The organism is Mesorhizobium sp. AA23, from assembly GCF_001672435.1.
Lineage (GTDB): Bacteria > Pseudomonadota > Alphaproteobacteria > Rhizobiales > Rhizobiaceae > Mesorhizobium.
Genome location: NZ_LYTP01000028.1, coordinates 278,883 through 303,923, shown reverse-complemented (window position 1 = coordinate 303,923; position 25,041 = coordinate 278,883). Strand labels below are relative to the sequence as shown.

The window sequence follows — 25,041 nt, the reverse complement described above, 5'->3', positions numbered from 1 at the left end:
ATTGGAGACCAACATGCGTAAATGGAAAATCGCTTTGGGAACGGCGGTCGCGCTGGGCGCAATCTCGGTGGCAAGCGTGCACCTGCTCGACATGGGCAATCTCAGCCTCAGCGCCAGCACTGCGGGCGCGGCACCTGCGCCCAAGGCGTTCGTCATGCCGGTCCCGGTGGTCAACGTCGTCAAGAAGACGCTGCCGATCTATCTCGACTACGCCGCGCGCGTCGAGCCGATCCGCAACATCACCCTGCAGGCGCGCGTGCCGGGCTATCTGCAGGAGCAGACGGCGCAGGACGGCAGCGACGTCAAGCAGGGCGACCTGCTTTACCGGATCGCGCCCGAGGACTACCGGGCAGCGCTCGACCAGGCGAAGGCGCAGGTGCAGCGCGACGCGGCAGCGCTCGATTACGCGCGGTCCAACCTCGGCCGTGGCACCGACCTTGCCAAGGCCGGGTACCTCGCCAAGGACAGCTTCGACCAGCGCACCAGCAACTTGCGCACGGCCGAAGCCGCCCTTGCGGTCGACCAGGCGGCGGTGCGGACGGCCGAGCTCAATCTCGGCTATGCCGAGATCAAGGCACCGTTCTCCGGGCGGATCGGCCGCAACCAAGCCTCGGTCGGCACCCTGGTGAGCGTCGCCGGCACGGTTCTCAACACGCTGGTGCAGCTCGACCCGATCTACGTCACCTTCAATCCGAGCGAGACCGACCTCGTCCAGATCGAGCAGGCGAAGGCCAACGGTCCGATTGCGGTCGACGTGCTGTTGCCCGGCGAGACCGAGCCCAGCCAGAAGGGCCAGCTCACCTTCATCGACAACACGATCGATCATTCGACCGGCACGATCACGGCGCGGGCAACGATCGGCAACGCCAAGTTCGCGCTGCTGCCCGGGCAGTATGTGCGCGTGCGGCTGCATGTGAAGCAGCAGCCCAATACGCTGATGGTGCCGCAGGTGGCGCTGGGTTCCAGCCAGCTCGGCAAATACCTGTACGTCCTCGGCAAAGACAACACTGTAGACCAGAAGCTGGTGTCGCTCGGCCCGACCGACGGCGATCTGATTTCCGTCACCTCAGGCATCTCCGAGACCGACCAGGTGATCACCGGCAATTTGCAGAAGATCGGACCCGGAATGCCGGTTTCTCCCTTGCCGGAAACGAAACCGGCCAGCTGATAATCCCCCATCAGTCCCGGTCCGACGGCGCCCTCGACACCCACATCGAGGGCGCCGTTTTGTTTGCGCGCCTGCCATCCGCGAAAAAAACGATAGCCGCCCTCTTGTTGGATTGTCGACAATCTGCTTGTCTTGCAGTCGGTTCATCCGGAGTGGCCCACATGTCAAAGCTGGATTTCAGTCCGATCGCGGATACGACGCGCAGGGCCGAGATCGTCGCGCTGCTCAGGCGCGCCATTCTGACCGGCCAGCTGGAGCCTGGGCAGAAGCTTAACGAACTCCGCATTTCCGAGCAGATGCGGGTAAGCCGCGCGCCGCTGCGCGAGGCGATGCGCGAGCTGGTGCAGGAAGGTATCCTGACCAGCATTCCCTATGCCGGAACCTTCGTTGTCGACGTCAGCGCCAAGGACATCGTCGACGCCTATTCCCTCAACAAGGTGCTCGACGACTTTGCCATCGAGCTCGCCTGGCCGCAGCGCGACCAGCGCTTCTTCGACGAGCTCGACCGCCGCCACGAAGCGGTGAAGCAGGCGACGCGGGCGCTCGACACCATGCGCCAGATCGAGACGGCGCTGCAGCTGCACGGGCTGGTCTACGAGTGGGCCGACAATTCGGTGCTGCTCGAAACCTGGCAGCGGCTGACCAGCCGACTGCAAATGTATTTCGCCCTGCACCAGCGTGCGCGCAACGAGCCGGTACCGGCCGAGGACCTGCACGAAACCTATGTGGCGCTGCTCAAGGGCACGGACATGCGCGCCGCCCAGCGCCATGCCCGCGAGCATATCGACAACGATTTCGAAGCGCTTCTTGCCTATGCGCGCAGCCTCGAAAAGCGCGCATCGAAGGGCGCCTGACAAACCCGCGGACAAACGGACACAAACGTGAAGATCAAGAGCATAAAAGCCTACCATGTCGTGCAGCCCTTCGTGGACGGGCCCTACCGCATGTCCAAGGGCCGGGTCGCCGACTGTTTCGATGCGGTGATCGTCGCCATCACTTCCGACACAGGCGTGACCGGCTGGGGCGAGATGGCGCCGCTCGGCAATTTCTACTCGGCCGCGTTTCCCGCGGGAACGCGCGCGGGCGTGCCGGAGATCGCGCCGCATCTCATCGGCCATGACCCGCGCGGGCTGGCCGGCATCGGCAGGTTGATGGACACGGTGTTCAAGGGCCATCCCTACGTCAAAGCCGCGCTTGACATGGCTTGCTGGGATCTCGCCGCCCGTGCGGCCGAGGTGCCGTTGGTAGCGATGCTCGGCGGCCGCGAGAGCGAGACGGCGGAACTTTACCGGGTCGTGACCCACGGCACGGTCGACCAGATGGCGGCACTTGCCAAGCGCATCGTTGCCGAAGGCTACCATCGGCTGCAGGTCAAGGTCGGCGGCAATGTCCGTGACGACATCGAGCGCGTGAGCGCCGTCGCATCAGCCGTGCCGAAGGGCACGGTGATCTTCTGCGACGCCAATGCCGGCTGGACGCCCTACCAGGCGCGCCAGTTCGCCGATGCCACGCGCGGCATCGACTACACATTCGAACAGCCCTGCACGACGATCGAGGAGAACATGTCGGTGCGCCGCATGCTCGACAAGCCGATGGTGCTCGACGAATCCGTCACCTCGCTGGGCGAGATGCTGGAAATCCATCGCCGTGGCGCGGCCGATGGGCTGACGCTGAAGATCTCGCGCCTCGGCGGAGTGACGCAGACGCGGCTGATCCGCGACGTCGCCGTCGATCTCGGTTTCATGATCACCGTCGAAGACACCGGCGGCGCGGAGATCGACACCGCCGCGATGGCGCATCTGTCGCTGTCGACGCCGGAAGAGCGCCGTCTGCATGCCATCGCCTTCCACGAATGGGTAACGGTGCGCACCGCCTCCAACAAGCCGCCGGTCGCGGGCAGCCGTATGGGCATTCCCGACGGCGCCGGGCTTGGCATCGACGTGGTGCCGGACCTGCTCGGCAAGCCGTTCTTCAAGATCGGCTGAGATGAGGATCGGGAGCAGCGCGGCAACCCGATCCGGCTAGCAGGCTTTTCGCTGACCTGAACTGGGAGATCGTCAAAAGGAAAGGAGACCGGCAAATACCGAATCGAGGCGGCCACGATTTCGATCGGGGGCTGCGAGCCCGAGCTAGGCATGCATCAAGAAAATCTGACCTGTCCGCTTCAAGGAGCGGATGGACCGGACCAAAGTGCATGTTACAGTTCGTTCGGCCGAATTCTTGACGATGGCCGGGACCGGAGAACTCCACGGAACGTCGTCAACCGGAATGCACTCGCCAACCACAAGAACTGGGGAAAGGGTTTAGACCCATGAGCAAGAACTACCGCGTCCTCGATCTCATCCGGCGCAACCGCACGCCGCTTGAAAATCACCTCATCGACGGCCTCATCGACGGCCGCGTCAGCCGCCGCGATTTCGTGCGCCACGGCAGCCTGCTCGGCCTGTCGCTGCCGCTTCTCGGCCGCATCGGCATGGCCGCCGGCTTCGGCGGCGCGCCCTCGCTTGCCCGCGCCCAGGGCGCGCCGGGCGCCACCATCCGCGTCGGCAGCAGCGTGCCGGCCGCCGCGATCGACCCGGTCACCATCGCCGACGCCGGCGGCCTGCTCGTCATGCAGCAGGTCGCCGAATTCCTCTGCGTCGACGGCCCCGACCTGGTGCTCAAGCCGGCACTGGCCGAAAGCTGGAAGCCGAATACCGATGGCTCGGTGTGGACCTTCACGCTGCGCAAGGGCGTCAAGTTCCACTCAGGCGGCGAGATGAAGGCCGAGGACGTGGTGGCCAGCATCGACCGGCTTGCCGATCCCGCCAACTCCTCCAACGCGCTGTCGGTGTTCAGCGGCATCCTCTCGAAGGGCGCCAGCAAGAAGGTCGACGACTACACGGTGGAATTCCATCTCGACGCGCCGAACGGTAATTTCCCCTACATGCTGTCGTCCGACAACTACAACGCCGTCATCATCCCGGCGAGCTACAAGGGCGATTACGAAAAGAGCTTCGACGGCACCGGACCGTTCAAGCTGGAGAAGTACACGCCCAAAGTCGGCGCCTCCTTCGTTCGCAATGAGAACTACTGGGGCGAAAAGGCCCTGCCGGAGCGCACCGAATTCACCTTCTTCACAGACATCCAGCCGCAGATCCTGGCGCTACAGGGCGGCCAGATCGACATCATCAATCAGATGCCGGTGCTGGCGGGCGTCGCCGTCCTCAACGATCCGAACGTGAACGTCATCAGCCTGAAATCGTCGGCGCATCAGCAACTGCATCTGCGCTGCGACGACGGTCCGATGAAGGACCCGCGGGTACGCCGCGCCATTGCGCTCAGCATCGATCGCAAGAAGTTGGTCGCCGGCCTGATGAAAGGCCGCGCCCAGGAGGGCAATGACAGCCCGTTCGCCGGGGTCTATCCGTCGACGGACACCACCGTGCCGCAGCGCGAGCAGGACATCGCGCAGGCCAAGCAGCTGATGGAAGCGGCCGGCGCCGGCAAGGGGTTCAAAATAACGCTGACCACCGAGCGCTATCTGGAAATCCCCGAATACGCGCAGCTGATCCAGAACTGGGTCAAGGAGATCGGTATCGAGCTCGAGCTCAACATCCTCGACCAGAGCGCCTATTACGGCGATGCCGTGTTCGGCAAATCGAACTGGCTGGATTCGGTGATGGGCATCACCGACTACGGCCACCGCGGCGTGCCGAACGTCTATCTCGCGGCGCCATTGAAGAGCGAAGGCACCTGGAATGCCGCGCATTTCAAGAACAAGGACTATGACCAGCTGGCGACGAGCTATATCGCTGCCCTCGACCTCGAGGCGCAGAAGGCTGCAGCCGGCAAGATCCAGAAGCTGCTGCTCGAGGAAACGCCGGTGATCTTCGGCTATTTCTACGACTACCTGACTGCAACGGCGAAAGGCGTGGCGGGCGTACAGCCCACCGCCATGTCACAGCTGTTCCTCGAAAAGGCTTCGAAAGCCTGACGCGAGGGAGCAAGCTTATCCCTGACATCCGGCTCTCGACGGAGAGCCGGCTCCAATAGGAGTATTCGCCATCCTCGGCTTCCTCATCCGGCGCCTGGCTCTGTCGCTCGTGACGCTGTTCCTGCTCAGCGTCATGGTGTTCCTGGGCGGCCAGGTGCTGCCCGGCAATGTCGGGCGCGCGATATTGGGGCCGTTTGCCGACCAGCGCGCCGTCGACGCGCTCAATCACTCGCTCGGCGTCGACCGGCCGCTGCTCGTCCAGTACGGAAGCTGGATCTGGAACTTCCTTCATGGCGACATGGGCACGTCCTACATTTTCCGCGCGCCGGTGGCGCCCTTCGTCATCGACGCTTTGGGCAATTCGATGAAGCTGGCGCTCGTCGCCTTCGTGCTGGTGGTGCCGATCGGCATCCTCGGCGGTGTCATCGCTGCGCTCAACCTCAACCGGCCGCTCGACCGCATCATCAGCCTCGGCGGACTGTCTGTGACGGTGCTGCCCGAGTTCGTCACCGGCATCATCCTGATCCTGATCTTCGGCGTCTGGCTGCGCTGGCTGCCGATCGCGGCGGCCTGGCCGAAGGGTGCCGGCGTCTTCACCCAGCTCTATTATCTCATCCTGCCGTCGCTGCCGCTGTTTCTGGTGCTGTTCGGCTATATCGCTCGCATGGCGCGGTCGGGGATGATCGAGGCGCTCGATTCCGACTATACGCGCACCGCGGTGCTTAAAGGTCTGCCGTGGCGCACGGTGATCTGGCGGCATGTGCTGCGCAACGCGCTATTGCCGACCATCACCGTCATCGCAACCCAGACCGGCTACCTCATCGGCGGCCTTGTCGTGATCGAGACGCTGTTCCGCTACCAAGGCATCGGCTCGCTGATCTTCACCGCCGCGCGCGGCAAGGATTTTCCGATGCTCGAGGCCGGCATCCTCACCATCGGCATCGTCTATGCGGTGGCCACATTGATCGCCGATTTCCTCTATTCGGTGCTCAATCCGCGCATCCGGCTGGGAGCGGAGCAATGAGCGCGACAGACACACCCGCTAACCTGCCAACGCCGGACGCCGCGACACAGCGCAGCCCCTGGGGCGAGGTGCTGCATTCGCTCTTGCGATCGGGAACCTTCCTCACCGGGCTCGGCATCGTCCTGCTCTGGATCGTCTGCGCGCTGTTCGGCGAGCATTTCGTCCCCTACGATCCGCTTGCCGACGACATCATCAACGCGCTGGCGCCACCGTCGGCCGAGCACTGGTTCGGCACCGACCAGATCGGCCGCGATGTCTTCTCGCGGGTCATCGTCGGCTCGCGCGATATCCTGACGGTGGCACCTTTGGCCACGATTCTGGCGACCATTGCCGGCACCGCGCTCGGGCTCGTCATCGGCTATTTCCGCGGCATCGTCGACGATATCGTCAGCCGTATCCTCGAAGCCTTCATGGCGATCCCGGTGGTGATCATCGCACTGCTCGCCATCGTCGCGCTCGGCACCTCCAAGATCACCGTGATCGTCGTCATCGGCTTGAGCTTCGCACCGATCATCGCCCGCACGGTGCGCTCGGCGGTGCTGGCCGAACGCGAGCTCGATTATGTCGCGGCGGCAAAACTTCGCCACGAAGGCGCGCTGCACACGATGTTCGTCGAGATCCTGCCCAACGTGATCCCGCCGATCCTGGTCGAGACGACGGTGCGTCTGGGCTATGCGATCTTCGCCGTCGCCACGCTTTCCTTCATGGGCTTCGGCATCCAGCCGCCCTCGCCCGACTGGGGACTCTCGATCTCCAGCAATTACGGCATGATCGGCGGCGGGTTCTGGTGGACGGTGCTGTTCGACGCGCTGGCGATCGCCTCGCTGGTGATCGGGGTCAACCTGGTGGCCGACGGCGTCCATGGAGCGTTCAATGACTGACAGGGACGCGCTCGAGCTCAACGATCTCTCGGTCGCCTATCGCGTCGGGCGCCGCAACCGGGCGGTGCTGCGCAATGTCAGCTTCAAGATCGGCCGCGGCGAGGCCTATGGGCTGGTCGGCGAATCCGGCTGCGGAAAGTCGACCGCGGCGCTGTCCGTGGTCCGCTACCTGCCGCGCAACGGCTCGATCACCGGCGGCTCGATCGCGCTCGACGGCCAGGATGTGATGAAGCTCGATGCCGAGGCGCTCAGACGCGCCCGCGCGGAAAGCGTCTCCATGGTCTATCAGGATCCCGGCAAGGCGCTGAATCCATCACTGCGCATCGGCCGCCAGCTCACCGAGATCTTCGAGCTTGCCGGCATGTCGGGACAGGCGGCGAGCGACAAGGCGATCGCGATGCTCAATCTTGTGCGCATCTCGGATCCGGCCAGTGTCATGCAGCGCTACCCTCACCAGCTTTCCGGCGGCATGCAGCAGCGCGTGGCGATCGCCATGGCCTTGGCCAACGACCCCTCGATGCTGATCCTCGACGAGCCGACGACGGGTCTCGACGCGACGGTCGAAGCCGAAGTGCTCGACCTCATCGCGCAACTGCGCCGCGAGCTTTCGGCCTCAATCCTGTTCATCAGCCACAACCTCGCCGTGGTCTCCAACATGTGCGACCGGGTCGGCGTGCTCTATGCCGGCATGCTGGTCGAGGAAGGCTCGACGAAGGACGTCTTCAACGATCCGCGCCATCCCTACACGGTCGCTTTGCTGCGCTGCCTGCCGCGCGGCGGCCAGCGCAAGGACCAGGGCCGGCTCGACACGATCCCCGGCTTCCTGCCCGGCATCGGCGCCACGATCGTCGGCTGTGCCTTCGCCGACCGCTGCGCGCTGGCGACCGAGCGCTGCCGCACCGAGCCGCCGCCGCTCTATGAGCTTGGAGGCGGCCGGCTGTCGCGCTGCCACTATCACGACAAGGCGCAGTCGCTGCCGCGCGCGACACCCGCCGAGATTGCCGCCGTCGCGCCGAAGCACGCACCGCCCGTGCTGCAGGTCGAGGGGCTGAACAAGACCTATGCCAGCCATGGTCGTGCATTGAGGGCGGTGAAGGACGTTTCAGTCAGCCTCCGGCCCGGCGAGACGCTCGGGTTGGTCGGCGAGTCCGGCAGCGGCAAGACCACCTTCGCGAGGCTGCTGCTCGGCCTCGTGCCGCCGGACGAGGGCGGCAGCATCGAACTGGAGGGCAAGCAGTTGGCGCCGCGGCTTGCCAGCCGCTCGGAGGACCAGGTCAAGGCGGTGCAGATCGTCTTCCAGAATCCGGATTCGGCGCTCAACCGTTCGCATTTGATCCGGCATATCCTCAGCCGCGCTTTGAAGCGGTTGGGCGGGCTCACCGGCAAGTCGCTGGAAGCGCGCCTCGAAGAGCTCGTCCGCTCGGTGCGGCTCACCGACCGGCATCTCGCCGTCAAGCCGCGGCAGCTTTCGGGCGGTCTGAAGCAGCGCGTGGCGATCGCCCGCGCCTTCGCCGGCGATCCGCGCATCGTCGTCTGCGACGAGCCGACCTCGGCGCTCGACGTGTCGGTGCAGGCGGCGATCCTCAACCTCTTGGCCGACCTGCAGTCGAAGCAGGATGTGAGCTACATTTTCATCTCGCACGACCTCGGCGTGGTGCGCTATCTGTCCGACAAGATCGCGGTGCTCTATCTCGGCCGCATCATGGAGTTCGGACCGTCGGAAGCGGTGTTTTCCGGCCCGCATCACCCTTACACGGAAGCTCTGTTGTCGGCCGTTCCGAAACTCGACCGGACGGAAAGCTCGCGCATCCGCCTCGACGGCGAAATCCCGAGCGCGGCCAACCCACCCACGGGTTGCGTTTTCCACACGAGATGCCCGCGCAAGATCGGCGCGATCTGCGAGACGCAGGAGCCGGAACTAAGCGAGGCCGAGCCCGGGCACACAATCCGCTGCCATATTCCTTTCGCGGAGTTGGCAAGGCTGCAGAAGCCGAAGGCCGTGGAGCCGGCATAGTCGCCGCCAGCAAACGACAACGCCTGCTGGATTCGCTGCGCCGATGGCTGGCGCAAGGGCGGCAAGCGCGCTGACACCGGCGCGGCCCTCCGTCAGCGACGTCCACGGCGTCCGCCGGGCGGCAAACCTCGTTTCTCCGCATAGGGGTTCCCTCGCGCCTCGATCCTGCCGGATCTCCCCCCGCCCCGCATCGTCTCGGAGCCTCGTTTTAGCTCATTCCTAAGACGACCGCCGAAATGGCGGTTGAAATATTTTTCAAACGGTCATAGGAATGTTCAAAGAGTGATCGCGGCGCGGGCGGCGCCAAGGACCGGAGGAAGCGAACATGTCCCATCCGCAATTCGCAGCGGAACTCCTGCAGCGCGCTGAGAAACAAGGACCGATCACCATCGGTCTCGCCGGCGCCGGACAGATGGGAACAGATATCGTCGTTCAGGTCGCACTCATGCCGGGCATGCGCATCGGCGCCATTTCGGAGGTCAGGCCGCAGGCGGCGATCGATGCGGCGCTGCTGGCCGGCCATGATCGTTCCGATATTGTGCAGGCGCCCAATGCCCCGGCCATTGATCGCGCCATCGAGGGCGGCAAGATCGCGGTCACCGAGGACCTGCATGCGCTCGCCGCCGCCGGCCGCATCGACGTGATCATCGACGCAACCGGAAATCCCAATATCGGCACGCTGTTTGCGCTCGAGGTGATGAAGAACGGCAAGCATATCGTCATGCTAAATGTCGAGGCCGACATCACGATCGGCCGATTTCTGAAGGAAGAGGCGCGCAAGGCCGGCGTCGTCTACACAGGTGCGGCGGGCGACGAGCCTGCCTGCACGCTGGAGATCATCGGCTTCGCCAGAAGCCTCGGCTTCAACATCGTTGCCGCCGGCAAGGGCAAGAACAATCCGCTGAAGTTCGACGCCGTGCCGGCCGACTACGAGAAGGAGGCGGCCGAGCGCAACATGAATGCGCGCATGCTGGTCGAGTTCGTCGACGGCTCGAAGACGGCAATCGAGATGGTGGCGATCGCCAACGCGACGGGACTGGTGCCCGACGTGCCAGGCATGCACGGCCCTACCGCGACGCTAGAAGAACTCGCCAGCGTGCTCTGCCCGCGCGAGGATGGCGGCGTGCTTCATCGCAAGGGCGTTGTCGACTATTCGATCGGCAAGGGCGTCGCGCCCGGGGTGTTCTGCATCATCGAAACCAAGCATCCGCGCGTGCTGGAGCGAATGATCGACCTCAAGGTCGGCAGGGGCCCCTATTTCACGATCTTCCGGCCCTATCACCTCACCAGCCTGGAAGTGCCGCTGTCGGCGGCGCGCGCCGTGGTCTACAAGCGCGCCGACATGGAACCGCTCGACCATCCCGTGGCCGAGGCGGTGGCGGTGGCCAAGACCAGTCTCGGCACCGGCCAGTCGCTCGGCATGATCGGCGAGAACGACTACCGCGGCTTCGCCATGACCTGGGAAGACGCGCGCGCCAAGGGCGCGCTGCCGCTCGGGCTTGCTGAACGTGCCAAGGTGGTGAAGCCGGTCAAGGCCGGCGACTTCCTGACCTATGAAAACTGTGTACCCGACGATTCGATGGTGATAACCCAGATCCGCCGTCGTCTCGACCAGTCGGACGGACGGTTCGTAACCAACGCGGCCTAAAGCGCGTCGCGCGGGATCGGATCCAGGCGACGCGCTTTAGGTCCTTTTTTATGCATGTCGTTTTCGCAAAACCGCTGCACACTTTTGCGCGACATGCTCTAACCCTCCGGATCCCAGCCTGATGGACGATGTGGTAATCGGGATCGACGCCTCGACGACCGCCGTGAAGGCGATCGCTTTCGCGCGCGACGGCTCGGAGCTTTTCCAGGCACGCGAAACCTATCCGCTGTCCAATCCGGCGCCCGGCCATTTCGAGCAGGAGGCCGAGCATTGGTGGGCGGCGCTGCTGTCGGCGCTGCAACACGTCGCCAAGGCAATCGATGCCTCACGCGTTAAAGCCATCTCAATCGCGCACCAGCGCGAGAGCTTCACGCTGATCGACAACGCCGGCAAGCCGCTCATCCCCGCCATATTGTGGCTCGACGAACGCGCCCGCCGCCAGGTGGCGCGGCTTTCGGAAGAACTCGGCCGCGAGGCGATCCGCGACTGGAGCGGCAAGCCGCCGGACCCGACGCCGGCGCTCTACGCTTTGGCCTGGCTGACGGAGCACCGGCCGCAAACGCTGGCGGAAGCGGCCGCGCTGGTCGACGTGCACGCCTTCTTCGTCCACCGGCTCACCGGGCGACTCGTCACCAGCACGGCGAGCGCCGATCCGCTCGGCCTGCTGGACATAGCGCATGGCGTCTGGCACCCGAGGCTGGTCGAGGCGGCGGGACTGCGGCCGGAGCAACTGCCGGAGCTCGCAGCCCCTGGCGCGGTCTGCGGCACGTTGTCGGAAAGCGTCGCGGCGGCGATCGGCCTGAAGGCCGGCACGCCGGTTATTGCGGGCGCCGGAGACGGCCAGGCGATGGGCCTCGGCATGGGAGTCTACGGGCCCGGCAAAAGCTATCTGTCGTTGGGCTCAGGCGTCGTCAGCGGAAATTATTCCGGTACGGTGACAACGTCGGATGCATTCCGCACGCTGGTTTCGCCGACCGGCTCCGGCTTCATGCTGGAGACGGTGCTGCGTTCCGGCATGCAGTTGGTCGACTGGATCGTGCGCACTACCGGCGCGCCTTCGGCCGCGGTGCTGGAGAAGGCTGCGAAGGACGTCGCGCCAGGCAGCGACGGATTGCTCGTCATGCCCTATTGGGCCGGCGTCATGAGCCCTTACTGGGACGGCTCGGCGCGCGGCGCCATCGTCGGCCTGTCGCTCGATCACGAGCCAAAGCATCTCTTCCGCGCGGTGCTGGAGGGCATAGCGCTGGAGCAGGCGATCGCCACCGAGGCTATGGAGGAACAGACCGGCAAGGCCGACGCGATGATCGCGGCCGGCGGCGGCACCAATTGCGCACTGCTGATGGAAATCATGGCGAGCGTGCTCGAGCGCCCGCTCTTCGTCTCGCCGGTCAACGAAGCAGCGGCGCTGGGAGCCGCCATGCTCGCGGCCTCGGCAATCGGCTGGTTCGCGTCACCGGAAGAAGCGGCAAAGGCGATGGCGGCACGGCCGGCACGCCAGGTCGATCCTGTCGAGGCGCTTGTTCCGACCTACCGCGCACGCAAAGAAGTCTATCGTGATCTCTATCACGCGACACGCGATATCCACACGCGGCTCGGCGCGATTACCTGAACTACCGGCTAAGCAGCCCCTTGGCCGCGTCTTCGTCGGTGATCAGCACCGAGACCTTCGTATTCGCAAGTGCGGCGCGCATGACGGCGATCTTCTCCCGCCCGCCCGACACCAGGATGGTGGTCGGAATGTCGGAGAGATCCTGCAGCGGGTAGGCGCAGACGCGGCGGTTGACCTCATGGTCAACGATGCGGCCCTCGGCATCGATGAAGTGGCAGAGGATATCGCCGACCGCGCCCGCCGCCTGCAATTCCTCCAATTCGCTGGGCTTGATGAAACCGTAATTGGCGATCGGGCTGTCGTTGGAAAAGGAGCCGACGCTGAGCACGGCGATGTTGGCGCGCCGCGCCCTAAAGACCACATCCTGGACGCTGCGCTGGCTCATGAAGGCATCGCGCTGCTCCGGCCTGTCGGCATAGACGGGCACGGGCAGCAGATAGCATTCGGCGCCGATCTTCTCAGCGAATTCCCAGGCGCTCTCGGTCGGATTGAGCGGCTGCGCATGGGTGAGGCCGCCAAGCATCGAGACCACCGTGGTCCTGGCGATCGGCCGCCTGGGCAATTCGTTGATGGCGAATTTCAGCGTCCTGCCCCAACCCAGTGCGATAACGTCGCCCGCATTGACGTTGTCGGCGAGATAGGCGGCGGCGGCATGGCCGATCATCAGCGGCGCGTTGCTCCTGTCGGCAGCCGACGGCACGACCACCGCCTGGCTGAGGCCGAAGCGCTGCTTCAGGCGTTCCTCCAGCTGCACGCATTCGACGACGCTGTCGCGAATGCGGAACTGGACGACGCCCTCCTCGCGCGCGGCCGACAGAATCCGGTGCACCTTGATACGGCCGACGCCGAGGATCTCCGAGATCCGCTCCTGCGTCAGCCCTTCGACATAATAGTGCCAGGCGGCTCGGGCCTTGAGCTCGGCATCCGGAAAACGCGAGACCCTGTCGTTCTCGATCACCGCCATGCTTTATGCCTCCGTATGCGCTCGACTTCCCTATGGCAAACTGTCGGTTCACGCAAACTGCCGCCGAATGGCTGCGCGGCACTTGACAATTTTCTGATGAACGTTTTAGCTGAACAAAATTGCAGTTCAAAGATAAATTGTTCACAAGGGAGGATGCCTGGTGAACAAGAGCGGAAGGCAAGGCACGCCTGCCCGCTGACGGAGGAGACGAAGTGGCCGTGAGCAACGAGACGAGCGAGTTGAAGGCTGGCACCGGCGCCGCGCAGGCCGCTTCCGGTGCGAAGCTTTCGGCGCTGTTTGCCGGCACGATGGGACCGCTGATCGGGCTGGTGCTGCTGTGCCTGGCGCTGGCGCTGACCACCGACACCTTCCTTACGGTACGCAACATCCTCAACGTGCTCGACCAGGTGACCGTGCTCGGCATCATGGCGATCGGCATGACGCTGGTCATCCTGATCGGCGGCATCGACCTTTCCGTCGGCTCGGTGCTGGCGCTGGCCTCGATGGTGATGGGCTATGTCGCCTATCCCGACTATCTCAATCTCGGCGTCCCGGCGGGCATCGCCGCGGCGCTCGTCGTCGCCGCCCTCTGCGGCCTGGTGTCGGGCCTGCTGGTGACGGTGACGAAACTGCCGCCCTTCATCGCGACGCTTGCCATGATGTCGGTGGCGCGCGGCCTCGCCAACATGATCACCGACGGCTCGCAGATCGTCGGCTTTCCCGACTGGTTCACCAACCTCTCGATCGTGCGCCATTTCGGCTTCCTGTCGGTCACCGTCGGGCTGATGATCGTGCTGGCGATCGTCTTCGCGATCTTCCTCAATTACCGCGCCACCGGCCGCAGCCTCTACGCGATCGGCGGCAGCGCCGAGGTTGCCCGCCTCTCCGGCATTCCGGTGAAGTCGCTGACCAACTGGGTCTACGCAATCTGCGCACTGCTGGCGGGACTGGCCGGCATCGTGCTCGCGGCCCGGCTCGATTCCGTGCAGCCGAGTTCGGGCGTCGGCTACGAGCTCGACACGATCGCCGCGGTGGTGATCGGCGGCGCCAGCCTTTCCGGCGGCATCGGCTCGATCGGCGGCACGGCGATCGGCGTCCTCATCATCGGCGTGCTGCGCAACGGCCTCAACCTGCTCGGCGTGTCACCCTTCATCCAGCAGGTGGTGATCGGCGTGGTGATCGCGCTGGCGGTTGCCACCGATACCTGGCGGCGGCGCCGCCAATAGGAATTCGCCCGGATGTCCGGGCGGAACGGATCGGTCGATCCGAGACTGGGACTGTCCGGCCGAGGGCGCCGCGATGCGCAGGCTGACAGATTGAACACCAACGGAGGAAAAACATGCTGACCAAACGTTCACTGCTGCTTGCGGCCGCGGCCATCGTCCCGCTGCTCGGCCTGTCCGATGCCGCCTCGGCCAAGGACGCCAAGAAGCTCGGCCTTGCCGTCGCCAATCTGCAGGCGGACTTCTTCAACCAGATCAAGCAGTCGGTCGAAGCCTATGCCAAGGAGAAGGGCATCGAGGTCATCACCGTCGACGCCAAGGGCGATTCGGCCACGCAGGTCAGCCAGGTGCAGGACCTCGTCACCCAGAACATCGACGCGCTGATCTATATCCCGGCCGGCGCCACCGCCGCGACCGTGCCGACCAAGACCGCGAAGGCCGCCGGCATCCCGGTGGTCAATGTCGACCGCAACGCCGACGGCGCGCCCGGCGACACCTTCATCGCCACTGACAGCGTCAACTCGGCCAAGGGCGTGTGCGACTACATCGCCAAGCAGGCCGGCGGCAAGGGCGAGATGGTGATCATCCATGGCCAGAAGGGCACGACGCCGGAAGTCGACCGCTCCAAGGGCTGCGGCGAGGCGCTCAAGGCCTACCCGGACATCAAGGTGGTCGGCGAGCTCTGGAGCGATCAGTGGCACCAGGACGAAGGCTTCAAGCTGGCGCAGGACCTGCTGCAGGCCCATCCGAATGTCTCGATCATCTTCGGCCAGGCCGACGCGCTGGCTCTGGGCGCCGCGCAGGCGGTCAAGGTCGCCAACCCCGACCACAAGGTCTGGATCGCCGGCTTCGACGGCGACGTTGCGGCGCTCAAGGCGCTGAAGGACGGCGTGTTTGACGTCACCGCGACCCAGCAGACGCAGGGCATGGGCCGGCTAGCCGTCGACTCGGCGATCAAGATCGTGGCGGGCGAAAAGCTGCCGGCCGAGCAACTGCAGGACGCGACGCTGACCACCAAGGACAATGTCTCGCAATTCATCGAGAAGCATCCGTAAGGCGGCAACCGTTGAGAGAGCGCCACGATGTCCACTGAACCTCGCCATAGCGAAGGCCCGCATAACGGGCTCTTCGTCAACGGCCTCTGCAAGAGCTACGGACCGGTGCAGGTCCTGGCCGATGCGAGCTTCGAGGTGCGGCCGGGCGAGGTCGTGGCGCTGCTCGGCGAGAACGGTGCCGGGAAGTCGACGGTGTCCAACATCATCGCCGGTTCGACCAAGCCTGATGCCGGCACCATCATCTGGCGGGGGAAGCCCTATTCCCCCGCCAATCCCGCCGCGGCCATCGAGGCCGGCGTCGGCATGATCCATCAGGAATTGAAGCTGCTGCCGGACCTATCGGTGGCGGAGAATGTCTATGTCGGGCGGCTGCCGATGCGGGGCGGCCGCATCGACCGGGCAACCATGAACGCGAAGGCCTCGGCGCAATTGAAGCGCCTCGGCCTCGACGTCTCGCCGGAGCGCAAGGTACGCACGCTGCGCGTCGCGGCACAGCAGCAGGTGGAGATCGCCAAGGCGCTGACGCTGAATGCCGAGCTTCTGATCCTCGACGAACCGACCGCCGCGCTCGGCGGCGAGGAGACGGAGCTGCTGTTCAAGCAAATCCGCAAGCTCAAGGCCGAAGGCATGTCCTTCATCTATATCAGCCACCGGCTGGACGAGATCGCTCAGATCGCCGACCGTGTGGTGGTAATGCGCGACGGCCGCATCGTCGCCCGGCACGAGCGCGCCGACATCCCCGTGCGCACGGTCGTCGAGCAGATGGTCGGACGCAGCGTCGAACGCATGTTCCCGAAGCTGTCGGCGCCGGGCACCGAGACAGTGCTCGAAGTCGAGAACCTGTCCTCGCCGGAGCGCAGCTTCAACAATGTTTCGTTCGCGGTGAAATCGGGCGAAATCCTGGGCATCGCCGGGCTGATCGGCGCCGGCCGCACCGAACTGGTCAGCGCGATCGCCGGCGCCGATCCAATCTCGTCCGGCGCGGTGCGGGTGGCGGGCCAGCCTGTTCATCTCAGCGGCCCCGCGGCGGCGATCAGGGCCGGCGTCGTGCTGGTGCCGGAGGACCGCAAGGAACAGGGCGTCGTATTGGAGCAGACGATCGGCGAGAACCTCGCCATCGGCAATTTCGATCATGTCGCACCGAAGGGCTGGGTGTTTCCCAAAGCGGTTCAGAGGTTCGCCGAGGCCGGCATATCGAGGCTCGGCGTCAAGGGTCGGCCGAACCAGGCGGTCTCAAAACTTTCCGGCGGCAACCAGCAGAAGGTGATCATCGCCAAATGGGTGTCGCGGCCGCCCAAGGTGTTCATCCTCGATGAGCCGACGCGCGGCATCGACGTTGGCGCCCGCGCGGCGATCTACGATGTCATCGCCGACCTTGCCCGCTCGGGCATGGCCGTGGTGGTGGTGAGCTCGGATCTCGAGGAGGTGCTGGGGCTTTCGCACCGGGTTCTGGTGCTGAGCCGCGGCCGCCAGCGCGGCATCCTCGATCGCGACGAAGCAAGCAATGTCGCCGTGATGGAACTCGCCACGAGCTGAGGGCACGGCAGATGGGAATAAAGCGCAGCAGGTGATAGCCTCCCAAGCACCGGACCGCGCGGGGCGCCAGCAGGGCTGGCGCCCCTTCTTTCAGGGAGAGGGAGAAAGATGAAACTGTTCGATATTGATGGCGACGTGGCGCTGGTGACGGGCGCCGGCAGCGGCATCGGTCAAGCGATCGCCATCGGTCTGGCGGAAGCCGGCGCCGATGTCGCCTGTTTCGGCCACAGCTCGAAGGGCGGGCTGGAAGACACGGCCGACAAGATCAGGGCGCTCGGCCGCAAGGCGCTGGTGCTGACCGGAACTGTCACATCGCAGAGCGATCTCGCGGCAACGGTCGAACGCGTCGAAAAGGAACTCGGCGCGCTGACGATCGCGGTCAACAATGCCGGCGTCGCCGGTGCCGAACCCGCCGAGACGCTGCCGATGGAGAAGTGGCAGAAGCTCTACGACGTCAATGTCAGCGGCGTGTTCCTGTCCTGCCAGGCCGAGGCGCGCGTCATGCTGCCCCGCCGCAAAGGCTCTATCATCAACATCGCCTCGATGTCCGGCTCGATCGTCAACCGCGGCCTGACGCAGGCGCACTATAATTCGTCCAAGGCGGCGGTGATCCACATGTCGAAGAGCCTCGCCATGGAGTGGGCCGATCGCGGCCTGCGCGTCAATGTGGTGAGCCCCGGCTACACGCTGACGCCGATGAACATGCGGCCGGAGGTCGCCGAGCAGGTCAAGATCTTCGAGCGCGACACGCCGATGGGCCGCATGGCGAGGCCTGAGGAAATGGTCGGGCCGACCGTGTTCCTGGCGAGCCGGGCCGCGAGCTTCGTCACCGGCATCGACCTCATCGTCGATGGCGGCTTCGTCTGCTGGTAGGAGAAAGAAAAAGTGCAGAAGCGTTTCGAAGGAAAGACGGCAATCGTCACAGGCGCCAGCGGCGGCATCGGTGCGGCCATGGCGAGGCGTTTCGCGGCGGAAGGTGCGGCGGTCGTGATCAGCGCCATTGATCCGCGCGTCGACGAGGTCGCCGCCGGCCTGAAGGCTGCGGGCGCGAAGGTCGCCTCGATGCGCATGGACGTGACGAAGAAGGACGAGGTCGAAGCGCTTTACGATCTCGCGGAGAATGAATTCGGTCGGGTCGACATTTCGGTGCAGAACGCCGGCGTCATCACCATCGCCAAAATCGAGGCGATGACGGAATCCGAGTGGGACAAGGTGATGGCGGTGAACACGAAAGGCGTGTTCCTGTGCTGCCAGGAAGCGATCGCGCGCATGCGCAAGCACGGCCAAGGCGGCCGGCTGATCAATACCGCGTCCGGCCAGGCGCGGCAGGGTTTCATCTACACGCCGCATTACGCCGCGTCGAAGTTCGGGGTTGTCGGCATCACGCAGAGCCTGGCCAAGGAAGTGGCCAAGGAAAAGATCACCGTCAACGCCATCTGCCCCGGCATCATCGATACCGACATGTGGGCCTATAACGACACCGCATGGGGCAAGCTGCTCGGCGACTACAAGCCGGGCGAGCTGATGGCGGAATGGGTGAAGAACATCCCGATGGGCCGCGCCGGCAGCGGCGAAGACGTCTCAGGCCTCGTCAGCTTTCTCGCCAGCGATGACGCGGCCTACATCACTGGACAGACCATCAATGTCGACGGCGGCCTGATCATGTCGTGAGAAGGCCTGCGATGCGTTGAGTGACCGCGGCGCCAGCCTCACTGCGACCCAGGCAGCCGGGTCGCGACAGCCGATTTCATCGCAGGTTCTGCGACATAAGACGGCTTGCCGCCGTGATTGCGCTCCTGTATCGCCACCGAATATGTTCACCTCGAGTGAAATAAATCGGCGGAAAGTTGAGGGCGCCATGGCAAAGAAGACGACCGACACCAAGCCTTCCAGCGCTAGCGCCCAAGCCAAGCCGTTGCCGAAGAGCGTCTCGGCGGACGGGCGAACCGTGCGAACCATCCGCGCGCCGCTGACGCAGAATCCGCACGCCGTCCGCGACACGCGCGAGAAAGTGCTGGAGGTGGCGATCGGCCATGAGGTGCGCGCCTTCCGCAAGAAGCTGGGCATCACCGTCGCCGATCTCGCGGCCGCCACCGACATTTCGCTGGGCATGCTGTCGAAGATCGAGAACGGCATCACCTCGCCGTCGCTAACCACGCTGCAGGCGCTGTCGCGGGCGCTCGGCGTGCCGGTCACCGCCTTCTTCCGCCGCTTCGAGGAAGAGCGCGCCGCCGTCTTCGTCAAGGCCGGCGAAGGCGTCGACGTCGAGCGGCGCGGCACACGCGCCGGCCACCAGTACAATCTGCTCGGCCATATCGGCGCCAACACCAGCGGCGTGGTGGTGGAGCCCTATCTGATCACGCTGACCGAGGACTCCGACGTGTTCCCGACCTTCCAGCATGCGGGTATGGAGTTCCTCTATATGCTCGAGGGCGAGGTCGTATACCGGCACGGCAGCAATCTCTATCCGATGAAGCCGGGCGACAGCCTGTTCTTCGACGCCGATGCGCCGCATGGGCCGGAAGAACTGACACAGCTGCCGATGCGCTATCTCTCCATCATCTGCTATCCGCAGAACAGCACGACCTGACCAACCCGAACCCGGACATCGTTCGGTGACGCATTCGTCGAAGGTCCGACCTCGCGAAGCATTTCCGTGGCATTTCCACCAGCTCGTGCCGGCGTTGTGCCGTCCGCGGTAATTTTCCTGCAGGCAAATAGTTTTATCCACAGGCAATCCTGCGGCGGACCCCCAAACCGTTTACCGAACGGAAAACCGGCTTGACAACTTCGCGGTTCGGGCAGAACTTATGAAAAAAATTTCACTCTGTTGAAAGAGTGGACGCCCGGTCGATTGCGGGGCCGGACGTCGAGAAAAGGGGAAAAACCGATGTCCGACCTTAAGCAGCGCATCGAAGCGCTGTACCGTTCCGACGTGCGCGGATCCGTGCTCCTGATCGTCTGCCTTTGGGCGACGATCCTCTTCGTCCTCTTGATGACCTGGGCCTACATCCCCGACAGCGGGATCAAGCTCGTGGTGGTGATCGCCGCGGCCGCGGTGCTGATCTTCAACACCGCCGCCATCCTGGCGATGCTCAACCACTACAAGGAAGACAAGGATTTCATCTACGGCCTCGACATCAAGAACGCCGATGCGTTCCGCAACCGCCAGTCCTGAAGGGAAAAAGCATGTCCCGCTACATTCCGCCGGAGCAGAGCAAGGCCGGTCAGGTCTTCGACATCGCCGTCGTCGTCGTCGCCATTTTCGTGGCGCTTTGGTTGCCGCTGAAACTCGGCCTCGCGGGTGCTGCGAAATCGATCGACGTGCTCGACGCCAAGACCTGGGAAGCGCTCGGCCAGAACGCGACCATGGCCTCGATCTGGGAAAAGCTCGGCTACACGCCGGAGACCGCCCACGACATCATCCAGAACCGCTTCCACTACATCATCGACTGGCCGACGCTGATCATCATGGCGGTGGTGCTGATCGCCTATTTCGTCTTCCTGTTCCGCGCCTCCGATCGCGAATATCGCGAGGTGATCAACGAGAAGTTCGACGGCAAGTAACCCGGGAACACGATCATGTGGATGACAGTCTCTTACGCATGTTGGGGCATCTCGATCCTGCTCGCGCTGTGGATGCTCTACGACTGGTTCAAGGTCGACACGACCTATTCCGAGGAGACGCTGACCTCCTCGCGCGAAGGCGAGCTTGAAGCCGTCTCCGAAAAGCACCGGATCTGAGTGGAGCCTCACCAATGACAGTCGCGGTTGAAACGAGAGAAACGGTGGTCCACGGCGACCGGGTCTCGCTGCTACGCGTGCTCGGCCCCGCCCATGTCTGGGCGCTCGGCGTCGGCATCGTGCTGGTCGGCGAGTTCACCGGCTGGAATTTTGCCGCCGACAAGGGCGGCGCGCTCGCCGCGCTGATCGTCTGCTGGATCGTCGGACTGCTCTACACCTCGGTCGCCATGATCGATTCGGAAGTGACGTCGACGGTCGCCGCCGCCGGCGGCCAGTACGCGCAGGCCAAGCACATCGTCGGGCCACTGATGGCTTTCAACGTCGCGCTGTTCCTGGTCTTTGCCTACACGATGCTCGAAGTCTCGGATGCGATCCTGCTCGGCGACACCATCGTTGCCAAAGCAGGTGTCGAGGGATTGACCCACAATTCCTTCATCGCCGCCACCATCGTCGTGCTGGCATGGCTCAACTATCGCGGCGTGCTGATGACGCTCAACGTCAACTTCGTCATCACGGCGATCGCCTATATCTCGATCGTCATCCTGTTCTTTTCGGTCAGTCCATGGACGCAAGGGGCGGTGCTGAAGCTCAACGAACTGGTCACTCCCGGCAACGCGCTGCCCTATGGCTGGATCGGCGTGATCGCCGCCTTCCAGTTCGGCATCTGGTACTATCTCGGCATCGAGGGCACCACGCAAGCGGCCGAGGAAGTGCGCTCGCCGGCGCGTTCCCTGCCCTATGGCACGATGGCCGGCATGATCACGCTTCTGATCGCCGCCGCCATGACCTGGTATGTCTGCGCCTCGCTGATGCCGTGGGAATATCTCGGCATCACCTATTATCCGCTCTGGGACGCCGGCAAGCTGACCGGCAGCCCGCTGCTCGAGAACCTGCTCTTCATCGCGACGCTGCTTGCAGCCCTTGCCTCGGCCAATGGCTGCATCAATGACGCCGCCCGCGCCTGGTTCTCGCTCGGCCGCGACCGCTACCTGCCGAGCTGGTTCTCGGCGGTGCATCCGAAGTATCGCACGCCCTATCGGTCGATCCTGTTCCTGCTGCCGATCGCGCTGGCCTTCGCCTTCATCGCCGATCTCAACCAGGCGATCACCTTCTCGATCCTGTCGGGCGTGCTGCAATACACCTTCATGAGCATCAACATCATGATGTTCCGCAAGAAGTGGCCGCTCGGCTCGATCCGCCGTGGCTACACGCATCCCTTCCATCCGCTGCCGGCGATCGTGCTGTTCTGCCTGTGCGTGGTGACCTTCTTCGCCATCTTCCTCGGCTTCGGCTCGCAGCTGATCGCGATGATCGCCTTCTACTTCCTGATCTCGCTGTGGTTCCACTTCTACCGCTACAAGTTCGTGCGCCGCGGCGACCAGTTCACCATGCCCTGGCCGAAGCCGCAGGGCTATTGAACGGAAAAAGACCCGCCGCTTGGCGGCGGGTCTTGGCGTATCGAGATGTCTGAGTTGACGTCAGTCTTGTTTGCCGGGGCGATCGTATTTGCGGTCGTCCTTCACCTTGCCTGGCTTGCGCGCTCCAGCCGCAACAGGGCCAGGGCGGCGCTCGCCAACGACGAGGCCGCCGTTCGCGCCGTCATTCGCGACGCGATCGACGTCTCCAACGGCACGGCCGGCGTCGCTACCTGGGCGGGTTCGCATAACGGCGAGCGCGCGCAGGTGCGCACCATCGTCGACACGCTCGCAACCAGGAAGCTTCCCGCGCGCTGGCTCAGCGTGTCGATCACCGAGCCTGTCGCGGTGCCCGGTGTTTTCGATATGATGATGCGGCCGGGATCGCCGACGACCTTCTCCAATTTCGACCATCTCGAACACACCCTTCCGAAGACGGCGGCGTTCCCCGACGAGGCGGTGCTGCGGACAAACCGCAAAGGCGTCGTCTTCCCGCAGGAGGTGATCGCCGCGCATGCCGGGATCTTTGCCGAAGGCCACGCCAAGGAATTGCTGATCACGCCGAAGGGCGTGCGCATCGTGTGGCTGCTGGCCCAGGCCGATCGGGCGCGCTACGGTGTGTTCCGGCAAGCCGCTTTCGGCGACGCGAGGCTCGATCCGGCATTGATCGAAAAACTGCTCGGAGCCGCATCCTCGGTTCGCGACGCGATCAACCAGTGCGAGAGGCAGGCCGCATGAGCAACGCCACCGAACCCGCCGCCCGGCCTTCGAACCCTTATCTTGTTCTGGCCTCCGCGATCGCCCTGCCGGGCAGCGGACATGTCATGCTCGGCTTGCCGGCGCGGGGCCTGCAGTTCCTGTTCTTCATGGTGATCCTCGGCTGGGTCACAACCAAGGTGGCGCCGGCGGATGCCAGCTTCATCGGTCGCCATGCCGGCGGGTTCCTGATCTATGCGCTGTCGATCCTCGATGCCTACACGATAGCGCGCATTCGCCACGCGATATGGACCCACGGCCATCCGGACGGCGACAACGCTACAAGCGGCTCGAAGGCGGATATATAATCAGAGGAAAATTTCTTTCATACCATTGAATTCGCGGATTTCATTCGGTACACCATCTGGAAGCCACAAACGTCGGAGGCTGACATGTGCGGAATCGTCGGACTTTTCCTCAAGGACAAGACGCTGGAGCCGAAGCTCGGCGCGATGTTGTCGGAGATGCTGATCTCGCTCAGCGACCGCGGTCCGGACAGCGCCGGCATCGCCATCTATGGCGCGGCGACCGGCAACGAGGCCAAGATCACCGTGCAGTCGCCGAAACCCGAGCGCGATTTCCGCGGCCTCGACGTCGAGCTCGCCAAGGCGGTCGGCGCGCCGGTGAGCGTCGCGGTGAAGTCGACGCATGCGGTTATCCGCACCACGCCCGACAAGGTCGACGCCGCGCGTGAGGCGCTGCAGTCGCTTCGGCCCGATATCCGCATCATGGGCGCCGGCGAAGCGGTCGAGATCTACAAGGAAGTCGGCCTGCCGGAAGCCGTCGTCGATCGCTTCGACGTGCGCTCGATGACCGGCACGCATGGCATCGGCCACACCCGCATGGCGACGGAGTCGGCGGTCACTACGATGGGCGCGCATCCCTTCTCGACCGGCGCCGACCAGTGCCTGGTGCACAACGGTTCGCTCTCCAACCACAACAATGTCCGCCGCGAGCTGGTGCGTGAAGGTATGACCTTCGAGACGGAGAATGATACGGAAGTGGCGGCCGCCTATCTCTCCAACAGGATGGCGCATGGCAAGAATCTCGGCGAAGCGCTCGAAGGCACGCTCTCCGACCTCGACGGCTTTTTCACCTTCGTCGTCGGGACCAAGAACGGCTTCGGCGTTGTGCGCGATCCGATCGCCTGCAAGCCGGCCGTGATGGCCGAGACCGACCAGTATGTCGCGTTTGGCTCGGAATATCGCGCGCTCACAAAATTGCCCGGCATAGACAATGCGAGGGTCTGGGAGCCGGAGCCCGCAACGGTCTATTTCTGGGAGCATTGAGTTCATGCCTGCAACACCCATGCCGAAGGCGCAGCGCGAGCAAGGCCATGCGAGGGTCTTCGACCTCGCAGAACAGTCGCTGCGCGAGCTGAACCAGGCGCTTCATCAGCTGACCCCCGGCTCGAACGAGACCGCTTGGGAAGTGCTCAACCCGAAAGGCAGCCATTCGGTCGCCGTCGGCGTCGACCAGCCGATCAGCATCGATGTGCGCGGCAGCGTCGGCTATTACTGCGCCGGCATGAATGATGGTGCCGCGATCACCGTGCATGGCTCGGCCGGCCCCGGCGTCGGCGAGAACATGATGTCCGGCTCGATCGTGGTCAAAGGCGATGCCAGCCAGTATGCCGGCGCCACCGGCCGCGGCGGCCTCTTGGTCATCGAGGGCAATGCTTCCTCGCGCTGCGGCATCTCGATGAAGGGCATCGATATCGTCGTGCACGGCAATATCGGCCACATGTCGGCCTTCATGGCGCAGTCCGGTAATCTGGTGGTGCTGGGCGATGCCGGCGACGCCCTCGGCGATTCCATCTATGAGGCGCGGCTCTTCGTGCGCGGCAAGGTCGAAAGCCTGGGTGCCGACTGCATCGCCAAGGAGATGCGGCCCGAGCATATCGAACTGCTGCAGGGCCTGCTCGACAAGGCCGGCGTCACCGACGTCGAAGCTTCGGAGTTCAAGCGCTACGGCTCGGCCCGGAAGCTCTACAATTTCAATATCGACAACGCCGACGCGTATTGAGGC

General features: G+C 64.5%; 24 protein-coding genes. 23 read left to right on the top strand and 1 reads right to left on the bottom strand.

Annotated elements, in window-relative coordinates:
* The first annotated feature begins 13 nt into the window (after window positions 1-13).
* From A9K66_RS21185 to A9K66_RS21145, 9 genes are all read left to right on the top strand, one after another.
* Window positions 14-1,168: an efflux RND transporter periplasmic adaptor subunit gene (locus tag A9K66_RS21185; RefSeq protein ID WP_067328012.1), complete on the top strand. Its 1,155-nt coding sequence runs from the start codon at window positions 14-16 to the stop codon at window positions 1,166-1,168.
* 161 nt (window positions 1,169-1,329) lie between these two features.
* Window positions 1,330-2,022 (top strand): GntR family transcriptional regulator, encoded by a 693-nt coding sequence (locus A9K66_RS21180; RefSeq protein WP_067327778.1) that lies wholly within the window; start codon window positions 1,330-1,332, stop codon window positions 2,020-2,022.
* 27 nt (window positions 2,023-2,049) lie between these two features.
* Complete coding sequence (locus A9K66_RS21175; protein WP_067327777.1) at window positions 2,050-3,153, top strand: mandelate racemase/muconate lactonizing enzyme family protein; 1,104 nt, start codon at window positions 2,050-2,052, stop codon at window positions 3,151-3,153.
* Window positions 3,154-3,479: 326 nt separating this feature from the next.
* On the top strand, window positions 3,480-5,144 hold the full coding sequence (locus A9K66_RS21170; protein WP_067327776.1) for an ABC transporter substrate-binding protein: 1,665 nt from the start codon (window positions 3,480-3,482) through the stop codon (window positions 5,142-5,144).
* Between the two features lie 85 nt (window positions 5,145-5,229).
* Entirely contained in the window at window positions 5,230-6,168 is a 939-nt protein-coding gene (locus A9K66_RS21165) for an ABC transporter permease (RefSeq protein WP_278057229.1), read from the top strand.
* A complete protein-coding gene (locus A9K66_RS21160; RefSeq protein WP_067327775.1) occupies window positions 6,165-7,049 on the top strand; it encodes an ABC transporter permease in 885 nt (294 codons plus the stop codon). The genes A9K66_RS21165 and A9K66_RS21160 overlap by 4 nt, the downstream gene beginning before the upstream one ends.
* The gene (locus A9K66_RS21155; protein ID WP_245307630.1) at window positions 7,042-9,063 is read left to right on the top strand and encodes an ABC transporter ATP-binding protein; all 2,022 of its coding nucleotides are present in this window, start codon (window positions 7,042-7,044) and stop codon (window positions 9,061-9,063) included. The genes A9K66_RS21160 and A9K66_RS21155 overlap by 8 nt, the downstream gene beginning before the upstream one ends.
* Window positions 9,064-9,388: 325 nt before the next feature.
* Window positions 9,389-10,711: a homoserine dehydrogenase gene (locus A9K66_RS21150; protein WP_067327773.1), complete on the top strand. Its 1,323-nt coding sequence runs from the start codon at window positions 9,389-9,391 to the stop codon at window positions 10,709-10,711.
* A gap of 121 nt (window positions 10,712-10,832) precedes the next feature.
* Entirely contained in the window at window positions 10,833-12,320 is a 1,488-nt protein-coding gene (locus tag A9K66_RS21145; protein WP_067327772.1) for an FGGY family carbohydrate kinase, read from the top strand.
* Window position 12,321: 1 nt separating this feature from the next.
* Here the strand turns inward: A9K66_RS21145 and A9K66_RS21140 are convergent, their stop codons facing one another.
* Window positions 12,322-13,284 carry a sugar-binding transcriptional regulator gene (locus A9K66_RS21140; protein WP_067327771.1) on the bottom strand — a complete coding sequence of 321 codons (963 nt, stop codon included), beginning with the start codon at window positions 13,282-13,284 and terminating at the stop codon, window positions 12,322-12,324.
* A gap of 239 nt (window positions 13,285-13,523) precedes the next feature.
* Between A9K66_RS21140 and A9K66_RS21135 the strand changes: the two genes are divergently transcribed.
* The 14 genes from A9K66_RS21135 to A9K66_RS21075 all read left to right on the top strand — a co-directional run bounded on the left by A9K66_RS21135 (window position 13,524) and on the right by A9K66_RS21075 (window position 25,038).
* Window positions 13,524-14,510, top strand: coding sequence for an ABC transporter permease (locus A9K66_RS21135; RefSeq protein ID WP_066989390.1), 987 nt, complete (start codon window positions 13,524-13,526; stop codon window positions 14,508-14,510).
* Window positions 14,511-14,623: 113 nt separating this feature from the next.
* Complete coding sequence (locus A9K66_RS21130; protein ID WP_067327770.1) at window positions 14,624-15,562, top strand: sugar ABC transporter substrate-binding protein; 939 nt, start codon at window positions 14,624-14,626, stop codon at window positions 15,560-15,562.
* A 27-nt stretch (window positions 15,563-15,589) separates the two neighbouring features.
* Complete coding sequence (locus tag A9K66_RS21125; RefSeq protein WP_067327769.1) at window positions 15,590-17,098, top strand: sugar ABC transporter ATP-binding protein; 1,509 nt, start codon at window positions 15,590-15,592, stop codon at window positions 17,096-17,098.
* A gap of 108 nt (window positions 17,099-17,206) precedes the next feature.
* The gene (locus A9K66_RS21120) at window positions 17,207-17,971 is read left to right on the top strand and encodes an SDR family oxidoreductase (RefSeq protein ID WP_067327768.1); all 765 of its coding nucleotides are present in this window, start codon (window positions 17,207-17,209) and stop codon (window positions 17,969-17,971) included.
* Window positions 17,972-17,983: 12 nt separating this feature from the next.
* Window positions 17,984-18,769 (top strand): glucose 1-dehydrogenase, encoded by a 786-nt coding sequence (locus A9K66_RS21115; RefSeq protein WP_067327767.1) that lies wholly within the window; start codon window positions 17,984-17,986, stop codon window positions 18,767-18,769.
* A 187-nt stretch (window positions 18,770-18,956) separates the two neighbouring features.
* Window positions 18,957-19,688 carry a helix-turn-helix domain-containing protein gene (locus A9K66_RS21110; RefSeq protein WP_067327766.1) on the top strand — a complete coding sequence of 244 codons (732 nt, stop codon included), beginning with the start codon at window positions 18,957-18,959 and terminating at the stop codon, window positions 19,686-19,688.
* A 300-nt stretch (window positions 19,689-19,988) separates the two neighbouring features.
* Entirely contained in the window at window positions 19,989-20,276 is a 288-nt protein-coding gene (locus A9K66_RS21105) for a hypothetical protein (RefSeq protein WP_066988933.1), read from the top strand.
* A gap of 11 nt (window positions 20,277-20,287) precedes the next feature.
* A complete protein-coding gene (locus A9K66_RS21100) occupies window positions 20,288-20,665 on the top strand; it encodes a hypothetical protein (protein ID WP_067327765.1) in 378 nt (125 codons plus the stop codon).
* Window positions 20,666-20,680: 15 nt separating this feature from the next.
* Entirely contained in the window at window positions 20,681-20,842 is a 162-nt protein-coding gene (locus A9K66_RS29740; protein WP_082953998.1) for a hypothetical protein, read from the top strand.
* 14 nt (window positions 20,843-20,856) lie between these two features.
* Complete coding sequence (locus A9K66_RS21095) at window positions 20,857-22,260, top strand: amino acid permease (protein ID WP_067327764.1); 1,404 nt, start codon at window positions 20,857-20,859, stop codon at window positions 22,258-22,260.
* 45 nt (window positions 22,261-22,305) lie between these two features.
* The gene (locus A9K66_RS21090) at window positions 22,306-22,995 is read left to right on the top strand and encodes a hypothetical protein (RefSeq protein WP_067327763.1); all 690 of its coding nucleotides are present in this window, start codon (window positions 22,306-22,308) and stop codon (window positions 22,993-22,995) included.
* Window positions 22,992-23,321 (top strand): hypothetical protein, encoded by a 330-nt coding sequence (locus tag A9K66_RS21085; RefSeq protein WP_067327762.1) that lies wholly within the window; start codon window positions 22,992-22,994, stop codon window positions 23,319-23,321. Before A9K66_RS21090 ends, A9K66_RS21085 begins: the two co-directional genes overlap by 4 nt.
* Before the next feature lie 84 nt (window positions 23,322-23,405).
* The gene (locus tag A9K66_RS21080; protein WP_067327761.1) at window positions 23,406-24,302 is read left to right on the top strand and encodes a glutamine amidotransferase family protein; all 897 of its coding nucleotides are present in this window, start codon (window positions 23,406-23,408) and stop codon (window positions 24,300-24,302) included.
* 4 nt (window positions 24,303-24,306) lie between these two features.
* Window positions 24,307-25,038 (top strand): GXGXG domain-containing protein, encoded by a 732-nt coding sequence (locus A9K66_RS21075; protein ID WP_067327760.1) that lies wholly within the window; start codon window positions 24,307-24,309, stop codon window positions 25,036-25,038.
* Window positions 25,039-25,041 lie beyond the last annotated feature (3 nt).